Raw genomic sequence first — 14,874 nt, forward strand, 5'->3', positions numbered from 1 at the left:
GCGCAGCCCTCATGTCTGCCTTGTGCGGCGCAGCCTGCCTATCGTCCGCTGCATCCGCTGTCCCCGGCGACGCACGAGATGACGTGCGCCGTCTCGAATTTCCAATGCTGACTCTCGTTGCCGCCACGGCAACACCACGCCTCATGCTCGTTCCACTGATAGTTGCCTGCGCGCTGTTCATGGAGAACATGGACTCCACCGTGTTATCCACCTCGTTGCCGTTGATCGCGAAAGATCTCGGCGAGAGCCCCATCACGCTCAAGCTTGCGCTCACCACTTACCTCATCAGCCTCGCGGTCTTCATTCCGGTCAGCGGCTGGATTGCCGACCGCTTCGGCACGCGCAATGTCTTTCGCACCGCCATCGGTGTGTTCGTCCTCAGTTCGATTTTCTGCGGCATTTCGACCAATCTGCCGGAACTGGTCATCGCACGCTTTGTGCAAGGCATGGGCGGCGCGATGATGGTGCCGGTCGGACGCCTCGCGTTGCTCAAGTCCGTGGAGAAGCGCGACATGGTGCGCGCGCTCAACTACCTGACCATCCCCGCGCTGGTCGGCCCGGTACTCGGCCCGCCGCTCGGCGGCTTCATCACGACGTATTGGCACTGGCGCTGGATCTTCTTCATCAACATCCCGATCGGCGTGCTCGGCTTCATTCTTGCCACGAAGTACATTCCCGATCTGTATGAGGACGACGTGCCGCCGCTCGACATCCGGGGCTTCATCCTGTCCGGCCTTGGGCTATCGATCCTGATGCTCGGTCTGTCCACCATTGGCCGCCATCTGATTCCCACGCCGCTCGCGTTGGGGCTCGTCGCTATCGGCGTTGCGCTGCTGGCCTCGTATCTGCGTCACGCGAAGGGGCTCACGCACCCGCTGCTGCGACTCGATCTCTTCCGTATTCCGACGTTCCGCGCCGGTGTCGCGGGCGGCTCGCTGTTCCGCATCGGTGTGGGCGCAACGCCGTTCCTCCTGCCATTGATGCTGCAGCTCGGCTTCGGCATGACACCGATGGAATCGGGCGCACTCACGTTCGTTTCAGCGGCGGGCGCGATGTTCATGAAGACGCTCTCGCTTCGCATTTTGCAGCGCTGGGGCTTCCGCCGGGTGCTGATGACCAATGCGCTCATCGCCTCGGCAACCATTGGGAGCTATGGGCTGTTCACCGACCAGACATCGCATCTGGCGATCCTTGGCACGCTGCTGCTCGGCGGATGCTTCCGCTCGCTGCAATTCACCAGCCTGAACGCAATCTCTTACGCCGACGTGCCCTCGCATCGCATGAGTCAGGCGACCAGTCTGGCCAGCGTCGCACAACAAGTGTCGCTTACGCTGGGCATCACCATCGGGGCGGCCGTGTTGCTAACGTCGTCCTGGCTGCACAGCCGCGATCATGTGACCGACGTCGACTTCCCGTGGGCGTTCCTGATCGTGGGGCTGGTCGCCGTGAGTTCGACGATTTCGATTGCGCGTCTCGCACGCGATGCCGGCAGCGAATTGGCGCGGCGTAGTTAGCGTCCCCACCGACAATACGCCACCAGAAACGACAACGCCCGAGACGTGATGTCCCGGGCGTTTTTCTCGTCCTCGGCGCACGGCGGTGCTTAGCGGAAGATCACCGTCTTGTGGCCGTTGAGCAGAATGCGATGCTCGGCGTGATAGCGCACGGCGCGCGCAAGCGCCACGCATTCCACATCGCGGCCGATGGCGGTCAGTTGCTCGGGGTCCATCGTATGGTCCACGCGCTCGACTTCCTGTTCGATGATCGGACCTTCGTCGAGATCGGACGTCACGTAGTGCGCCGTCGCCCCGATCAGTTTCACGCCACGGTCGAACGCCTGATAGTACGGCTTCGCGCCCTTGAAGCTCGGCAGAAACGAGTGATGGATGTTGATCGCACGGCCCGCGAGCTTCTTGCAAAGATCGCGGGAGAGCACTTGCATATAGCGCGCGAGCACCACCAGATCGATATTGTTGTCCTGCACCAGCTCATACACCTTCGCTTCCTGTGCGGCCTTCGACTCCGGCGTCGAATTCAGGAGCGGCAGATGATGGAACGGAATGTTGTAGCTCGCCGCCAGCTGGTAGAAATCCTTGTGGTTCGAGACGATCACGGGGATTTCGATGTTCAGTTGGCCAGTCTTGTAGCGGAACAGCAGATCGTTCAGGCAGTGGCCGATCTTCGAGACCATGATCATGACGCGCGGCTTGATCGAGGCGTCGACCAGTTCCCACTGCATCTCGAACTGTTCGGCGAGCGGGGCGAAGTCACGCTGCAACGTGGCCAGATCGCTCTGCCCCGCCAGTTGCTGGAAATGCACGCGCATGAAGAAGCCGCCCGTGAAGCGATCGTTGAACTGGGCCGAGTCGAGAATGTTGCCGCCGCGCTCGACCAGGAAACCGGCCACCGTGTGGACGATGCCGGGACGGTCCGGGCAGGACAACTTCAGAATGTAGCTATTTTCGATCGGTGCCATGATTGCTCCTGGGCAAAGGCTTGCAATGTCGTTGCAGTGTTGAAATTCTTGTCGGTGGCCGTGCGGCCGGTTGCCGGATTACTCGTCGGCCGGCTTGAACAGCGCGTCGATACCGGCGCAGTCCTTTGCGCGGACGGCGCCTTCGCGCAGCAGGAAATCCAGGCTCGCCAGGCTCGCGTCAACGGTCATCTTGCCGCGCGCGATCACATCGCGCACATCGCCGGCAGAGCACAGCCAGTGTGCGCTCGCCTCGCCGTCCTGATTCTTGGGCGCGAACCCGCGCGGCAGGGCGAGATCGTAGACGAATATCTGCTCGGACTGCACGCCCTCCGGAATCTCTGCGAGGATGTGCAGCGTGCGGCCGGGCCGTGCTTCGTTGGTCAGATAGGCCGGAATTCCCGCTTCTTCCCAGCATTCCTTGACGAGCGTATCGCCCACGCCGATGCCGTTACCGATGCCGCCGGCCGCCGCGTTGTCGAGAAAACCGGGATCGGTGGCCTTGAGCACACTGCGTCGTGCGATCCACATCTTCGGCGCCTCTCCGACGAAGCGGGCCGGCACGTAGCCATTCACATGCACGGCGAACGTACGCGTGCCGAAGAAGCGGGAGGCCGCGCGTTCGATCCACGCAAGCGGCGCGTCGTAGAGCCGTTGACGGATCGCGTAACGCTCGTTTCGCCAGCCGGTAATGCGCCCTTGCGCCGCCAGCGTCTCGATCACCGGCGCAAGCGCCTGCGTGCGCGCTTCGCACGTGTCGTGACGTGGATGAATACGGACCGCCAGCGAACTGATCTCGAACACGTCGGGCCAACGGCTCAGCGATTCGACGTCGCGACGGCGAATCCATCCATAACGCTGCGAACCGATCACGAGCGGCAGATGCGCCGTGTCGTCGAAGCGGCGCGCCGCCGCAATACAAGCAAAAGACATACGTCGAAGACCTGACGCGCCCCATGGGAAGCGCGCGAAAGCGAGGCAAAACCGGCATTTTACAGAAGCGGCGGCGAGTCCGCCCGTGTCCGGTGTCGCGGCCCGCCCCGCCCCCCCCAAGGACTCAGCCCGGCTTCGTCAGCAAATCAAGGAGACGATCCCCCGCCTGCGCCAACGCGCCGTCGTTGGCAATCGCCGTGAGGGGAATGCCTTCGGGGGGTGTCCATTGCACCTGATGCGCGACGCGCTTGTCGAGGGCGTCGCCGGTTTCGCGGCCGCGGCTGGCGAGGCGCTGGGCACGCACGGCCGGATCGACGCGGACTTCCACCAGATGCAGGCGCTCACCGTAACGATGGACCGCTTGCTCGAGAAACGCCCGCGACCCGTTGATGACGACATTTGCCCCGGCCGCCAGCCAGGCATCGATCTCGATGCCGATGCCATACCGGCAGTCATGGCTCGTCCAGTCGAGCGCGAAGCAACCCAGCGAGTGCCGCACCGCGAATTCGGCGTGCGACAACGCGACGTGGTTTTCCCCCTCGGATGGCGCCCGCGTGATGTAGCGATGCGCGAAAAGCACCGGCGTGCCGCCGGGCGACGCCGCACCGATCCGTTCGCGTGCGTATGCCAGCAACGAGTCCTTGCCCGCGCCCGAGGGTCCCATCACGTAAAAGAGGCGTGCGTGATTCATGCGCCCTCCCCGAAGACGAAGCGCTCGTGCAGCAGGAACGGCTCGCCGGGCGACGGTTGCACGAAGAGTGCCAGACTGTCGACGTGCATGACCCCAAGCGCCTGCACGCGCGGTTGCCACCAGCCGGCAATCGCGGCCGCATCGTTCGCGTCCACACGATCGGACAGGGTCACATGAAATCGGAATTCGTCGAACACGTACGGGTATCCCCACTGTGCGAGCAATTCGCGTTGACGCGACGATAACGATTGCGCGTGACGTTTGGCCAATTCGGCGTCCGTCGGCGGCGCGCGCAGATCGTCGAACGCCTGCACGCAGTCGGCGGCGAGGACATCGACCGCCTTCGCCCCCGCAGACCCGACGGTGGGACGCAGCGCGACAAAGCCCGGCCGCTTGCCGTTGTCGGTATCGACGACACTGGTGCGCACTGCGAGATCGAATGGTGCATGACGCGCGGCCACGGCGGCGGCGATACCGGATAAACGCGCAAGCGCGTCCTGAGACGCGAGCCTCATCGGCGCCTTGAGTGTCGCGTGCAATCCATAACGTCGTGGATCGGCCGTCACGTCATGCAACGGGCGTGACAGGCCCGGCACTTGCGGCGCATTGAGCAGGCGCCCGGTGATCGCGTCACGTCCCAGCCACCGGCTGCCTTCGTTCCACCAGCACGAGCCTGCGGATGGCGCGTAGTAGATCGCGAAGCGTGCCACGGACAAATCGAGCATCGGTTGCGGCGCCTCGCTCATGCCATCTCTCCCTGCACCACAAGTTGCATGCGATCCGCCGGGAAATAGGCGATGCCGTACTTAACGGGCTTGCCCGCTTCGTCAATGTCGGTGCTCTCTACACTCAGCACCGGCTGCTGACGATTGATGCCGAGATGCCGTGCGATCTCGCCGTCCGGAAGCCGCGCCCCGATTCGGCTCTCGCGCCGCGTATAGTCCGTGACGCCGAAGCTCGCAAGCGTTGCACTGATCGATGTGTGCTGCGCGAAGACGTCCGGGAAGTCGGGAAAGCGCGACGCCGGAAACCAGTTCTCGCTGTACGCGAGCGGCAGCTCGATACCCTGCGCGTCGAGACTGCGGCGCGTGAGTTCGACACGATACACCGGCGCCCCCACGCGAATCTCGAGCGCATGCGCCACGGTGGCCTCGGCCTTCACCTTCTGCGCCGAGAGAATCTGTTGCGCCGTCTTGAGATTGTGCTGAGAGAGATTTTCGGTAAAGCGCGTGCGACGCCCGATCACGTAACCGATAGCTCCCGCCTGCACGAAAGTGCCGCGACCGTGCTCGACGTTCACGAGCCCTTGCTCCGAGAGCCCGAGAATGGCGCGGCGCACCGTGTGACGGTTCACGCCAAAGCGCTGTGCGAGTTCGGTCTCGCTCGGCAGACGGTCGTCGGGCAGACCTTCGCCATAGCGGCGCTCACCGATTTCCGTGGCGAGAATCTGCGCAATCTGCCGCCAGACGGCGACGCCGCCGCCACGTTCGAGTTGTGCTGTCATCAAATTGACACCCGGCAAAGTTGTAATGGGTTCGCGTGCGTTACCCCATCCGAAGTTATTGCGATCATACACACGTCTATACGACTAGACAATCATGCCAAACACATCTTCCCACACGGCGTGCGACGAAGGCGAGGGCAACACCACCCCACCTGCCCGCGCGCAATGGCTCGCGCTGCTCGCCCGCGCCACGCGCGACGAGCTTGACGACGCCATCGCCCGCTGTCCGGACGCCCCCGAATTCGTCTGGCTGCGGGCACCGCAGACCGGACTGGTGATGGTGCAAGGCCGCGTCGGCGGCTGCGGCGATCGCTTCAACCTCGGCGAGACAACCGTCACGCGCTGCACGTTGCGTCAGCACGACGGTGTCGTCGGCACCGGTTATGTGCTGGGCCGCGACGCCGAGCGCGCCGCGCGCGTGGCGCGTGTCGATGCGCTCATGCAGATGCCGCATCACCGCAACATACTCGCCGCCGGCCCGCTCGCCACGATTGCCGGACGGCTGGCGGCCGCCGCGGCCCGGAACGACGCCGACACGGCCGCAAGCCGCGTCGAGTTCTTCACCATGGTCCGGGAGGCCTGAATGTTGATGGCATCGATACCTGACTGGTCGCAGTTGCAACCCGGCTTCGCCGATCCCGTTCATGACGCACAGGGGGTATTCCGCGCGGTGCTCGACGCGCTGGCGCGCCCCGGCGTGCTGCGCAGTGTCGGCAGCCGGCTCGCGCTGAGCAAGGAAGCGAGCATCGCCGCGCGCGCCACGCTGCTCGCCCTGGCCGACGCGACGACCTCCGTCTGGCTGCAATTTCCGCTGCCCGAAGTGGCGAGCGCACTGCGCTTTCACACGGGTGCCCCGTTGCTGAGTGGCGAAGCGGATCTGGCGACGGCGCAATTCGCGCTGCTCACCGACCCCGCACGCTGCCCCGCACTCGAGCGCTTCGCGTTCGGTACGGCAGAGTCGCCCGAACACAGCGCCACGCTGATCGTCGATGTGCCGGCGCTCGCCGCCGGTCACACCGGCACGGACGGTCTGCATTTGCGGCTGCGCGGCCCCGGCATTGCCGCGCATGCCGACGTGACGGTCGGCGGGCTCGACACGGGTTTCTGGCAAGCACGCGCCGCGCTCGCCCCGCGCTTTCCCGCCGGGCTCGATCTGTTGATCGCCTCGGGCGACACGGTGCTCGGCCTGCCGCGCACCACGCATGTGGAGGTTTGCTGATGTACGTCGCAGTCAAAGGTGGCGAGCGCGCCATCGAACAATCGTGGGATCTGCTCGCCCGGGCGCGACGCGGCAATCCCGAGGTGCCCGCGCTGAGCGTTACGCAAATCCGCGAGCAGATGCGTCTGGCCGTCGCACGCGTGATGAGCGAAGGCGCGCTGTATGACGAAACGCTCGCGGCACTGGCGATCAAGCAGGCGGCAGGCGATCTCGTCGAAGCGATCTTCCTGCTGCGAGCCTATCGCACGACGCTGCCGCGTCTGGGCACGACAACGCCCATCGACACTGCCGCGATGCGCTTGTCGCGCCGCATCTCCGCCACGTTCAAGGACGTGCCGGGCGGTCAGGTGCTGGGCGCCACGTACGACTACACGCAACGGCTGCTCGACTTCGCGCTACTCGCGCAAGACGAGGCACATGAGCATGGCAGCCGTGCGCCATTGCCTGGCGAAGTCGGTGCCGATACCGATTCCGACACCGCGCACGACGCCGCCGGCGTCGAATCGCACAATGCCGTTGCACAGGGCGATGTCGCCATCCCCAGCGTGCCGCCCATCGGCGTCACGCCGCGTGTGACCGATATTCTGGGGCGCGATGGCCTGCTCGAAGCGCTGCGTGCCGATGGCACCGACCCCGAGCCGCATGACCTCGTGCACGCCCCGCTATTCACGCCCGCATCGCGCACGGCACGGTTGCAGAATCTCGCCCGCGGCGACGAGGGCTTCCTGCTTGCCCTCGGCTACTCCACGCAGCGCGGCTATGGCAACGATCATCCGTTCGCGGGCGAAATCCGCATCGGGCATGTCGCCGTGGAGATCGTGCCGGAAGAGCTCGGCTTTGCCATCGACATTGGCGAGATCGCGGTCACCGAGTGCCAGATGGTCACGCAGTTCGGCGGTAATCAGGACGTGCCGCCGCAGTTCACGCAAGGTTACGGTCTCGCGTTCGGCCACAACGAGCGCAAGGCGCTGGCCATGTCGCTGGTCGACCGCGCACTGCGCACGCAGGAATTGGGCGACGCCGTCACCTCGCCCGCGCAACAGCAGGAATTCGTGCTCTATCACAGCGACAACGTCGAAGCCTCCGGCTTCGTGCAGCACCTGAAGCTGCCGCATTACGTCGACTTTCAGGCCGAGCTGGAACTGGTGCGCCGTCTGCGCGCCGAGCACGCCGCGAAATACGGAACACAGGACGCTGGCGACGACACCAGCGCCACCGTTCAGAACTCTCAGGAGGCCGCATGAGCGACGCCGCGCAAACGTCTTCGCCAACGGCCGGTGCCGCGACGGTGGAGGGCTACAACTTCGCATTCCTCGACGAACAGACCAAACGCATGATTCGCCGCAGCCTGCTCAAGGCGGTGGCGATTCCGGGCTATCAGGTGCCGTTCGGCAGCCGTGAGATGCCGCTGCCCTATGGATGGGGTACGGGGGGCATTCAGGTGAGCGCTGCCGTAATCGGCGCGGACGACACGCTCAAGGTCATCGACCAGGGCGCGGACGACACGACCAACGCCGTGAACATCCGTCGCTTCTTCGCGCGCACGGCCGGTGTGGCCACAACGACGAAAACGTCGGAGGCCACGGTCATCCAGACCCGTCACCGCATTCCCGAAGCGGCACTGCACGAAGGCCAGATCATGGTTTATCAGGTGCCGATGCCGGAGCCGCTCTTCCGTCTGGAGCCGCGCATCGCCGAGTCGCGCAAGCTGCATGCGCTGGGCGAGTACGGCCTCATGCGCGTGCGTCTGTACGAGGACATTGTGCGGCACGGCACCATTGCAACGACTTACGACTATCCGGTCATCGTGAACGGGCGCTACCTCACGTCACCGTCCCCGATTCCGAAATTCGACAACCCCAAGCTGCATATGAACCCGGCGCTGCAACTCTTCGGTGCGGGACGCGAGCGGCGTCTGTATGCGATTCCGCCGTACACGCCGGTCGAGAGCCTCGACTTCGACGACCACCCGTTCCAGATCCAGAAGTGGGATGCGCATTGCGCCTTGTGCAGCGCGACGGACAGCTTCCTCGACGAAGTCATCACGGACGACGCGGGCACCCGCATGTATGTGTGTTCGGACAGCGACTACTGCGGCAGCCGCACGGCAACGAAGGAGGCCGCATGAACGCGCTCTCGAATGCGGCCCTGCGCGCCGTACGGCCGATGGACGAACCGCTGCTGCGTGTCGCGGGTCTGGGCAAACACTACGGCGAGCGCATCGGTTGCACGGATGTGACGTTCGATCTCTGGCCCGGTGAAGTGGTTTGCGTCGTGGGCGAATCGGGATCGGGCAAGTCGACGCTGCTCAACGCGCTGGCGCTGCGTCACGAGATCGACGCCGGCACGCTGCACTATCGCGGCACCGACGGCACGTTGCACGACCTGAGCACGCTGGACGAGGCACACAAGCGTCGTCTGCTACGTACCGAGTGGGGCTTCGTGGAACAGAATCCGCGCGACGGCTTGCGCATGAATGTCTCGGCCGGCGGCAACATCGGCGATCGCCTGATGGCCGTCGGTGCACGTCACTTCGGCGACATCCGCTCCAAGGCCCGCCATTGGATGGCACAGGTCGAGCTCGATCCGGCCCGCGTCGACGAGATGCCCGGCGCGTTCTCGGGCGGGATGCAGCAACGTCTGCAAATTGCCCGCAATCTGGTGACTGAACCGCGCCTCGTGTTCATGGATGAGCCGACCGCCGGTCTCGACGTATCGGTGCAGGCGCGTTTGCTCGATCTGTTGCGCTCGCTCGTCGAGCGCCTTCATCTTGCCGCCATCATCGTCACGCACGATATCGGCGTGGCGCGACTCATCGCGCATCGTCTGATCGTGATGCAGGCCGGCCGTGTGGTCGAGGCCGGGCTGACCGATCAGGTGCTCGACGATCCTCAACATCCCTACACGCAATTGCTGGTTTCCTCGGTGCTGCCCGTATGAACTCCGGAACGAACTTTCTCACGGCTGCCTCGTCCCCCAACGGGGCAGCGCTCCGGCAGGAGTCCGTCACCCTCGCCACGCGCGAGCACGACGTCATGCTGCGCGCTCAGGGTCTGCACAAAACGTTCCGGCTGCACGCCCAGGGCGGCGCGGCCATTCCCGCGCTCGACGGCGTGGATCTAAGCGTGCGGCGCGGCGAATGTGTGGCGCTCGTCGGTCCATCGGGAGCGGGCAAGAGCACACTGCTGCGCTGTCTCTACGGCAACTATCTCGTAGGCGAAGGCCGCATCGAGATCCGTCACGACGACGGCCACACGCGGCGTTGGGTCGACCTGAGCACCGCCACCGCCCGCGAGGTGCTCTCGGTACGCCGCACCACGCTCGGCTATGTCAGCCAGTTCCTGCGCGTGATCCCGCGCGTGAGCACGCTCGATATCGTGGCGGAGCCATTGCGCCGTCTTGGGCATAGTGACGGCGACGCCGCAGGCCGTGCCCGCGATCTGCTCGCCCGTCTGAATATTCCCGAACGGCTGTGGTCACTCGCCCCCGCGACGTTCTCGGGCGGCGAGCAGCAGCGTATCAATATTGCACGCGGTCTGATTGCCGCCGCGCCAGTGCTGCTACTCGACGAACCGACCGCATCGCTCGACGCCCAGAACCGAGCCGTGGTCGCGCAACTGATTGGCGAGGCACGTGCCGCCGGCAGCGCGATCGTCGGCATTTTCCACGACGAAGCAACCCGCGATGAGGTTGCCTCCCGCACGCTCGCCATGCGCCCCGTGCTTCGTCCCGCTCATTGATCCACCGGAGTTTGTCATGCTCATCAAGAACGCCCGCATCGTCACGCCCGAAACCACCTTCACCGGGGTCGTCGAAGTGCGCGAGGGCCGCATTCATTCCGTGGAAGAAGGCACGACGCAGGTGCCAGAGGCCATCGACTGGGAGGGCGATCATCTATTGCCCGGTCTGGTGGAGTTGCATACCGACAATCTGGAAAAGCACCTCGCGCCGCGCCCCGGCGTACTCTGGAATACGCACGCCGCATTCGCAATTCACGACGCACAAGTCGCCGCCGCCGGCATCACCACGGTCTTCGACTCGCTGGTGATCGGCGAGCGCGACGCGTTCGGCCTGCGCAGCCGCAAAGTGCAGAACGAGTGCGGTCAGGCACTGCTCGACACCGCCGCCGCCGGTCTGTTCCGTGCCGATCACTTCCTGCACCTGCGCTGCGAGGTCGCCACGCACGACGCGGCAGACGCGTTCGCCGAAATGAGCGACCACCCGCTGCTGCGGCTCGTGTCGGTCATGGATCACACGCCCGGTCAGCGCCAGTGGCACGACCCAGTGCAGTATCGCCAGTATCACGAGCGCAACGGCAAGGTGTCGGACGAGACGTGGCAGGCAATGCTGACCGATCTGAAAGCGCTGCAAGAGGCTTTCGCCTTGCCGCATCGCCGCACCATCGTGGCGATGAGCCGCGAGCGCGGTCTGCCGCTGGCGAGTCACGACGACACGTCGATTGAACACGTGGAGGAAGCCGTCCGCGACGGTGTGGCACTCTCGGAATTCCCAACAACGCTCACCGCAGCCCGCGCCGCACGCGAGAAGTCGATTGGCGTAATTATGGGCGCACCCAACATCGTGCGAGGCGGGTCGCATTCAGGTAATGTCGCAGCAGCCGACCTCGCTCGCGAAGACATGCTCGATATCCTCTCGTCAGACTACGTGCCGTCGAGCCTGCTGCAAGCCGCCTTCCAACTCCATAGCGATATCGGCTGGTCGCTCTCGAAAGCAATGCGCACCGTGTCGTGGACGCCCGCACAGTCGGTCGGCCTCACGGACCGTGGCGGTATCGTGCCAGGCTTGCGGGCAGACATGGTGCGCGTCGCCATCCGCCCCAGCATGCCGCCAGTGCCGCGTGCCACGTATCTGGAAGGACTGCGCGTCGCCTGAACCCTCCGCCGCGAGCCGACTCCCTCCCCAACCCCAACACCTCCCTCCCGACGGACCGGGGCCCCTTTCCGCCTCTCAGACATAAACCCAACTCGCTGCAGAAAGGGGCCCCGGTCCATCCCCCTCCTCGCCCCTGGTACTTCTATCAACACCCTTCCCCGCTTTATCCCCCCCCGCGTAAACGCGAAACGCCGATCTCCAAGGATCGGCGTTCTGCTTGCTGGCGACTGAGCCTCTGTTCAGCGTCAGATCACCTGCTTGCGCACTCGCGCCGAGAAGACGTCAATGCACGTCACCACAACGATCATGATCAACATCACAGCACACGTCTGCGCATACTGGAAGCTGCGGATCACTTCATACAGCACCACCCCGATTCCGCCCGCCCCTACCATCCCGACCACCGACGCCGAACGCACGTTCGACTCGAAACGGTACAGCGTGTACGAAATCCACAAGGGCATGACCTGCGGCAGCACGCCGTACAGGATTTCGTCAATGGCGCGCGCTCCCGTTGCACGCACGCCCTCTACCGGACGCGGATCAATCGCTTCGACCGCTTCAGCAAACAACTTCGAGAGCGTGCCCGTCGTATGCACCCACAACGCAAGTACCCCCGCAAATGGGCCGAGACCCACCGCGACGATGAAGAGCATCGCGAAAACCATTTCGTTGATCGCGCGACACGAATCCATCACGCGACGCACCGGCTGATACACCCACGCCGGCACCATGTTCGACGCCGAAAGCAACCCCATCGGGATCGAACACACAACCGCTAACACCGTGCCCCACACCGCGATATGAATGGTCACCAGCATCTCGTGGACATACACGCGCCAGTCATGGAAATCGGGCGGAAAGAAATCGTGCGCGAACTGACTCATGTTGCCCGAATCGCGTATCAGATCGAGCGGACGCATGTCGGCACCGCCCCACGACCACACCAGGATCAGGAAGAACGCTCCCCAACCGATCAGGGACAGCCACGAACGCTTGGGCGGCTCGCCCGGCAGGCGGCCATTTGCAGTGAGGGATACGCTGGGGTTCATGTCGAGTACCACAAGTCATACCGGCATAACATCGGCCGGAGAAAAATCGGACCGCAAAGGACTCGGCAGGTATTAGGGTCCGGCTCGCGGGTATTCGCCACAGAACAACACGCGCGTGCTGCCCTGTGACGTCGCTTGAATCAATGACTGACTTCTTTTGCGGTGAAACGCTTACTTCGCCTTGTTCAGCTCCTGATCGAGCGCGGCGAGCTTGCTGTCGATTTCTGCCAGTTGCGATTTCTTCTTGGCAGCGTCGATGTTGGCATCCGACTCAAGTTGCACCTTCTGCTTGAACAGTTCAAGCTGACGGATCGGCAGCAGTTGAGCATCGGTCGACGCACGGAAACCACCGTAGTTGTAGATGTTCTTCAACACTTCCTTCTCATGCGCGTCCTTGCCGTAGGTCAGGAAGAAGTCGCGGATCTTCTTCTTCGTTGCATCCGGCAAGTCTTTGCGCCACAGCATCGGGTCCGACGGGATCAGCGGCGACTTCCAGATCACATGAACCTGCTTGGCCTTCTCCGGCTGCGTTGCCTCAAGCTTGCTCAGCTCTTCAGTGTTGTTCGTCGCCACGTCAACCTGGTTGTTGAGCACGGCCATCAGGTTCGCACCATGGTTCGAGCTGCGCGCAGTCTTGAAGTACGTGCGCGGATCGATGTTGTTCTTCGCGAACACGTAGTAACCCGGCACCAGCGTGCCCGACGTCGAGGTCGGATCGCCCAGGCCGAAGTTGATCTTCTTGCCGTTCTTGATCACGTCGTCGAGCGTCTTGTACGGGCTCGACTTGTTCGAGATCAGCAACGAGTAGTAACCTTCCGTGCCGTCGGCGTACACGATCTTCGCGAAAACTTCGCCTTGCGAACGGTCCACGGCTTCCATCGCGCCCTTGTTACCCATCCAGGCGAGTTGCACCTTGTTGAAGCGCATGCCTTCGATCACACCGGCATAGTCGGTGGCGAAGAACGGGGTCACCTTCAGGCCCGTTTGCTTCTCCATGTCATCGATCAGCGGCTGCCAACGTTGGCGCAGAGCCGCGCTCGAGTCGGTCGAGATAATGCCGAAATTGATTTCCTGCGCGTGCGCTGCCGCCACCGAGGCGATCATGGCCGCGCCGGCCAGCAGGGTTTTCCACAGTTTCATGAGAGCAAGCTCCAGGTCAGGTCAGACTTAGGGACATCGAGGTAAGAAATGGCGCTTCGGCATCGGCCGGCTTCGTGCCCGTCACGTTCTCCGGGGCATCGGCGTCTTCGTTGAGCAACTCGCTCGCCTGCACGCCATAAAGACGGCGCAGCAGGTCTGGCGTGAGCGCCGCAGACGGGCCGTCGTAGACCACGCGCCCCTGATGCAGCGCCACGGTGCGCACGCAGTAGCGCATCGCTACGTCCACCTGGTGCAGCGAGACGACTACCGTCAGCTTGTGATCGCGGTTCATGCGCGCGAGCATGTCCATCACCTTGCGGGCCGACTCCGGATCGAGCGACGCAATCGGTTCGTCCGCGAGAATGATCTTCGCGCCCTGCACCAGCGTGCGCGCCAGTGCCGCACGCTGTTGCTGACCACCCGAGAGCGTGCTGGCGCGCTGGAAGGCCAGATCGGCAATGCCCACTTCGGCCAGCGCCGCGAGCGCCGCCTGGCGCTCTTCTGCAGTGAAGCGGAACATCAGGCTGCGCCACACCGGCACGCGCGCGAGCAGGCCCGTCAGCACATTGGTAATGACCGGCAAGCGCCCCACCAGATTGAACTGCTGGAAGACGAAGCCGATGTCGCGGCGAATCTGGCGCACTTCGCGCACGATACGGCCGTCGCGCTGAATCGGACGGCCCAGAATTTCAATGCTGCCGGGCTGCTGATCAGCAGCCACGAAGCCCGCAATGTGACGCATCAACGTCGACTTGCCCGAACCCGACGCCCCGATGAGCGCGACCATTTCGCCCGGCATGACTTTGAGCGCCACTTCGTCGAGCGCACGACGCCCGCTTCCGAATGTCTTGGTCAGTCGCTCGATTCGAATCGCTTCGTCCACGGTTCACCTGTCAGTCGAATCGCCGGTCGGACCCGATGCACCCGTGTCGACGGCACCCTGAAAATGGAGTGCTTCGCTCGCATCGC

16 protein-coding genes are annotated in these 14,874 nt (G+C 64.1%); 8 read left to right on the top strand and 8 right to left on the bottom strand.

From position 1 onward, the window contains the following. Positions 1–104: 104 nt before the first annotated feature. Positions 105–1,514 carry a DHA2 family efflux MFS transporter permease subunit gene (locus C266_RS18505; RefSeq protein ID WP_010804835.1) on the top strand — a complete coding sequence of 470 codons (1,410 nt, stop codon included), beginning with the start codon at positions 105–107 and terminating at the stop codon, positions 1,512–1,514. Positions 1,515–1,603: 89 nt separating this feature from the next. Here the strand turns inward: C266_RS18505 and purU are convergent, their stop codons facing one another. The 5 genes from purU to phnF all read right to left on the bottom strand — a co-directional run bounded on the left by purU (position 1,604) and on the right by phnF (position 5,601). Beyond that, positions 1,604–2,476 carry a formyltetrahydrofolate deformylase gene (gene purU, locus C266_RS18510; protein WP_010804834.1) on the bottom strand — a complete coding sequence of 291 codons (873 nt, stop codon included), beginning with the start codon at positions 2,474–2,476 and terminating at the stop codon, positions 1,604–1,606. A gap of 78 nt (positions 2,477–2,554) precedes the next feature. Continuing rightward, positions 2,555–3,406, bottom strand: a complete 852-nt coding sequence (locus C266_RS18515; protein ID WP_010804833.1) for an NUDIX hydrolase family protein — start codon at positions 3,404–3,406, stop codon at positions 2,555–2,557. Positions 3,407–3,530: 124 nt separating this feature from the next. Then, on the bottom strand, positions 3,531–4,097 hold the full coding sequence (gene phnN / locus C266_RS18520) for a phosphonate metabolism protein/1,5-bisphosphokinase (PRPP-forming) PhnN (protein ID WP_010804832.1): 567 nt from the start codon (positions 4,095–4,097) through the stop codon (positions 3,531–3,533). Beyond that, positions 4,094–4,843: a DUF1045 domain-containing protein gene (locus C266_RS18525; protein WP_010804831.1), complete on the bottom strand. Its 750-nt coding sequence runs from the start codon at positions 4,841–4,843 to the stop codon at positions 4,094–4,096. The genes phnN and C266_RS18525 overlap by 4 nt, the downstream gene beginning before the upstream one ends. Then, complete coding sequence (gene phnF / locus C266_RS18530; RefSeq protein WP_010804830.1) at positions 4,840–5,601, bottom strand: phosphonate metabolism transcriptional regulator PhnF; 762 nt, start codon at positions 5,599–5,601, stop codon at positions 4,840–4,842. The genes C266_RS18525 and phnF overlap by 4 nt, the downstream gene beginning before the upstream one ends. A 94-nt stretch (positions 5,602–5,695) precedes the next feature. On the opposite strand from phnF, the gene phnG reads away from it, so the two are divergent. The 7 genes from phnG (at position 5,696) to C266_RS18565 (ending at position 11,713) form a co-directional block, all read left to right on the top strand. After that, the gene (gene phnG / locus C266_RS18535; protein WP_010804829.1) at positions 5,696–6,184 is read left to right on the top strand and encodes a phosphonate C-P lyase system protein PhnG; all 489 of its coding nucleotides are present in this window, start codon (positions 5,696–5,698) and stop codon (positions 6,182–6,184) included. A 6-nt stretch (positions 6,185–6,190) separates the two neighbouring features. Further along, complete coding sequence (gene phnH / locus C266_RS18540) at positions 6,191–6,820, top strand: phosphonate C-P lyase system protein PhnH (protein WP_036663767.1); 630 nt, start codon at positions 6,191–6,193, stop codon at positions 6,818–6,820. Further along, positions 6,820–8,064 carry a carbon-phosphorus lyase complex subunit PhnI gene (locus tag C266_RS18545; RefSeq protein ID WP_010804827.1) on the top strand — a complete coding sequence of 415 codons (1,245 nt, stop codon included), beginning with the start codon at positions 6,820–6,822 and terminating at the stop codon, positions 8,062–8,064. The genes phnH and C266_RS18545 overlap by 1 nt, the downstream gene beginning before the upstream one ends. Then, positions 8,061–8,948, top strand: a complete 888-nt coding sequence (locus C266_RS18550; protein ID WP_010804826.1) for an alpha-D-ribose 1-methylphosphonate 5-phosphate C-P-lyase PhnJ — start codon at positions 8,061–8,063, stop codon at positions 8,946–8,948. Before C266_RS18545 ends, C266_RS18550 begins: the two co-directional genes overlap by 4 nt. A gap of 38 nt (positions 8,949–8,986) precedes the next feature. Next, the gene (gene phnK, locus C266_RS18555; protein ID WP_010804825.1) at positions 8,987–9,760 is read left to right on the top strand and encodes a phosphonate C-P lyase system protein PhnK; all 774 of its coding nucleotides are present in this window, start codon (positions 8,987–8,989) and stop codon (positions 9,758–9,760) included. 95 nt (positions 9,761–9,855) lie between these two features. Further along, a complete protein-coding gene (gene phnL, locus C266_RS18560) occupies positions 9,856–10,560 on the top strand; it encodes a phosphonate C-P lyase system protein PhnL (protein WP_036663770.1) in 705 nt (234 codons plus the stop codon). Between the two features lie 16 nt (positions 10,561–10,576). Continuing rightward, entirely contained in the window at positions 10,577–11,713 is a 1,137-nt protein-coding gene (locus tag C266_RS18565; protein ID WP_010804823.1) for an alpha-D-ribose 1-methylphosphonate 5-triphosphate diphosphatase, read from the top strand. Positions 11,714–11,958: 245 nt separating this feature from the next. On the opposite strand, the gene phnE is transcribed toward C266_RS18565, so the two are convergent. The 3 genes from phnE to phnC all read right to left on the bottom strand — a co-directional run bounded on the left by phnE (position 11,959) and on the right by phnC (position 14,788). Next, positions 11,959–12,765 (bottom strand): phosphonate ABC transporter, permease protein PhnE, encoded by an 807-nt coding sequence (phnE, locus tag C266_RS18570; protein ID WP_010804822.1) that lies wholly within the window; start codon positions 12,763–12,765, stop codon positions 11,959–11,961. Between the two features lie 171 nt (positions 12,766–12,936). Then, positions 12,937–13,905, bottom strand: coding sequence for a phosphonate ABC transporter substrate-binding protein (phnD, locus tag C266_RS18575; RefSeq protein ID WP_010804821.1), 969 nt, complete (start codon positions 13,903–13,905; stop codon positions 12,937–12,939). Between the two features lie 16 nt (positions 13,906–13,921). Beyond that, the gene (phnC, locus tag C266_RS18580) at positions 13,922–14,788 is read right to left on the bottom strand and encodes a phosphonate ABC transporter ATP-binding protein (RefSeq protein WP_010804820.1); all 867 of its coding nucleotides are present in this window, start codon (positions 14,786–14,788) and stop codon (positions 13,922–13,924) included. Between the last annotated feature and the right edge of the window lie 86 nt (positions 14,789–14,874).

Source organism: Pandoraea sp. SD6-2 (assembly GCF_000389825.1).
Lineage (GTDB): Bacteria > Pseudomonadota > Gammaproteobacteria > Burkholderiales > Burkholderiaceae > Pandoraea > Pandoraea communis.